Below are 3,430 nucleotides of genomic sequence, written 5' to 3'. Positions count from 1 at the left end.
ATATTGCTCTTTAACAATCTGGAACAAGCTGAAAATTGAAACAATACAGCTGAAACTTATCTCTCCGTAGAATTACTGAGGTAAGGATTAACCTGTATTAGAGTCTCTCAAATAATCGCAATGCGACAGGTCTTCAATGTCAAAAAGTGAGTGAGCGACGCAAAGGCAAGGCGTACCGCGCACAGCAACCGGAGTGAACTTAAGGTTCATGAGGATTGCGCGCACGGAACAACGCAGCATTTGTGAACGCGCAACCACTTCAGGCACGAAACACCTTCGGGTTGTGAGGTTAAGCGACTAAGCGTACACGGTGGATGCCTAGGCAGTCAGAGGCGATGAAGGGCGTGCTAATCTGCGAAAAGCGTCGGTAAGCTGATATGAAGCGTTACAACCGACGATACCCGAATGGGGAAACCCAGTGCAATTCGTTGCACTATTGCATGGTGAATACATAGCCATGCAAGGCGAACCGGGGGAACTGAAACATCTAAGTACCCCGAGGAAAAGAAATCAACCGAGATTCCCCCAGTAGCGGCGAGCGAACGGGGAAGAGCCCAGAGTCTGAATCAGTTTGTGTGTTAGTGGAAGCGTCTGGAAAGTCGCACGGTACAGGGTGATAGTCCCGTACACAAAAGCACACTTGCTGTGAACTCGATGAGTAGGGCGGGACACGTGACATCCTGTCTGAATATGGGGGGACCATCCTCCAAGGCTAAATACTCCTGACTGACCGATAGTGAACCAGTACCGTGAGGGAAAGGCGAAAAGAACCCCGGCGAGGGGAGTGAAATAGAACCTGAAACCGTGTACGTACAAGCAGTGGGAGCCTACTTTGTTGGGTGACTGCGTACCTTTTGTATAATGGGTCAGCGACTTATATTTTGTAGCAAGGTTAACCGAATAGGGGAGCCGTAGGGAAACCGAGTCTTAACTGGGCGTCTAGTTGCAAGGTATAGACCCGAAACCCGGTGATCTAGCCATGGGCAGGTTGAAGGTTGGGTAACACTAACTGGAGGACCGAACCGACTAATGTTGAAAAATTAGCGGATGACTTGTGGCTGGGGGTGAAAGGCCAATCAAACCGGGAGATAGCTGGTTCTCCCCGAAAGCTATTTAGGTAGCGCCTCGTGAACTCATCTTCGGGGGTAGAGCACTGTTTCGGCTAGGGGGCCATCCCGGCTTACCAAACCGATGCAAACTCCGAATACCGAAGAATGTTATCACGGGAGACACACGGCGGGTGCTAACGTCCGTCGTGAAGAGGGAAACAACCCAGACCGCCAGCTAAGGTCCCAAAGTCATGGTTAAGTGGGAAACGATGTGGGAAGGCACAGACAGCCAGGATGTTGGCTTAGAAGCAGCCATCATTTAAAGAAAGCGTAATAGCTCACTGGTCGAGTCGGCCTGCGCGGAAGATGTAACGGGGCTAAACCATGCACCGAAGCTGCGGCAGCGACACTTAGGTGTTGTTGGGTAGGGGAGCGTTCTGTAAGCCGTTGAAGGTGACTTGTGAGGGTTGCTGGAGGTATCAGAAGTGCGAATGCTGACATAAGTAACGATAAAGCGGGTGAAAAACCCGCTCGCCGGAAGACCAAGGGTTCCTGTCCAACGTTAATCGGGGCAGGGTGAGTCGACCCCTAAGGCGAGGCTGAAAAGCGTAGTCGATGGGAAACAGGTTAATATTCCTGTACTTGGTGTTACTGCGAAGGGGGGACGGAGAAGGCTAGGCTAGCCGGGCGACGGTTGTCCCGGTTTAAGCATGTAGGCGGAGCGACTTGGTAAATCCGGTTGCTTATCAACGCTGAGGTGTGATGACGAGTCACTACGGTGATGAAGTAGTTGATGCCAAGCTTCCAGGAAAAGCCTCTAAGCATCAGGTAACATTAAATCGTACCCCAAACCGACACAGGTGGTCAGGTAGAGAATACTCAGGCGCTTGAGAGAACTCGGGTGAAGGAACTAGGCAAAATGGTGCCGTAACTTCGGGAGAAGGCACGCTGGCATTAGGTAATGGGACTTGCTCCCGGCGCCGAAGCCAGTCGCAGATACCAGCTGGCTGCAACTGTTTAATAAAAACACAGCACTGTGCAAACACGAAAGTGGACGTATACGGTGTGACGCCTGCCCGGTGCTGGAAGGTTAATTGATGGGGTCAGCCGCAAGGCGAAGCTCTTGATCGAAGCCCCAGTAAACGGCGGCCGTAACTATAACGGTCCTAAGGTAGCGAAATTCCTTGTCGGGTAAGTTCCGACCTGCACGAATGGCGTAATGATGGCCAGGCTGTCTCCACCCGAGACTCAGTGAAATTGAACTCGCTGTGAAGATGCAGTGTACCCGCGGCAAGACGGAAAGACCCCGTGAACCTTTACTATAGCTTGACACTGAACATTGAGCCTTGATGTGTAGGATAGGTGGGAGGCATTGAAGTGTGGACGCCAGTCTGCATGGAGCCAACCTTGAAATACCACCCTTTAATGTTTGATGTTCTAACTCGGCCCCATAATCTGGGGTGAGGACAGTGTCTGGTGGGTAGTTTGACTGGGGCGGTCTCCTCCCAAAGAGTAACGGAGGAGCACGAAGGTTAGCTAATCACGGGCGGACATCGTGAGGTTAGTGCAAAGGCATAAGCTAGCTTGACTGCGAGAGTGACGGCTCGAGCAGGTACGAAAGTAGGTCTTAGTGATCCGGTGGTTCTGAATGGAAGGGCCATCGCTCAACGGATAAAAGGTACTCCGGGGATAACAGGCTGATACCGCCCAAGAGTTCATATCGACGGCGGTGTTTGGCACCTCGATGTCGGCTCATCACATCCTGGGGCTGAAGTAGGTCCCAAGGGTATGGCTGTTCGCCATTTAAAGTGGTACGCGAGCTGGGTTTAGAACGTCGTGAGACAGTTCGGTCCCTATCTGCCGTGGGCGTTGGAAGATTGAGAGGGGCTGCTCCTAGTACGAGAGGACCGGAGTGGACGAATCACTGGTGTTCGGGTTGTCATGCCAATGGCATTGCCCGGTAGCTAAATTCGGAAGAGATAACCGCTGAAAGCATCTAAGCGGGAAACTTGCCTCGAGATGAGTCTTCCCTGGGGCTTTAAGCCCCCTGAAGGAACGTTAAAGACTATGACGTTGATAGGCTGGGTGTGTAAGTGCAGCGATGCATTGAGCTAACCAGTACTAATGATCCGTGAGGCTTAACCTTACAACACCGAAGGTGTTTTGTATTTGAGAGAGATAGAAATTTTCAGCGCTGTTCCGAGATTGGATTAGCTGGCTGTGTGGAGACACATGGCGGGTTGATTGAAACAGAATTTGCCTGGCGGCCATAGCACGGTGGCACCACCTGACTCCATGCCGAACTCAGAAGTGAAACGCCGTAGCGCCGATGGTAGTGTGGGGTCTCCCCATGCGAGAGTAGGACACTGCCAGGCATCAAA

Annotated in this window: 2 rRNA genes; both read left to right on the top strand. The window is 51.9% G+C overall.

Going from position 1 to position 3,430, the window contains the following annotated elements:
- The first annotated feature begins 287 nt into the window (after positions 1–287).
- A 23S ribosomal RNA gene (locus AEP37_RS22785) occupies positions 288–3,195 on the top strand.
- Positions 3,196–3,308: 113 nt separating this feature from the next.
- A 5S ribosomal RNA gene (gene rrf, locus AEP37_RS22780) occupies positions 3,309–3,424 on the top strand.
- Positions 3,425–3,430 lie beyond the last annotated feature (6 nt).

Origin of the sequence: Yersinia pekkanenii, from assembly GCF_001152565.1 — a bacterium.
GTDB classification, from domain to species: Bacteria; Pseudomonadota; Gammaproteobacteria; order Enterobacterales; family Enterobacteriaceae; genus Yersinia; species Yersinia pekkanenii.
Note: the sequence above shows the minus strand (reverse complement) of the source record. Positions and strands in the feature narration are given on the sequence as shown.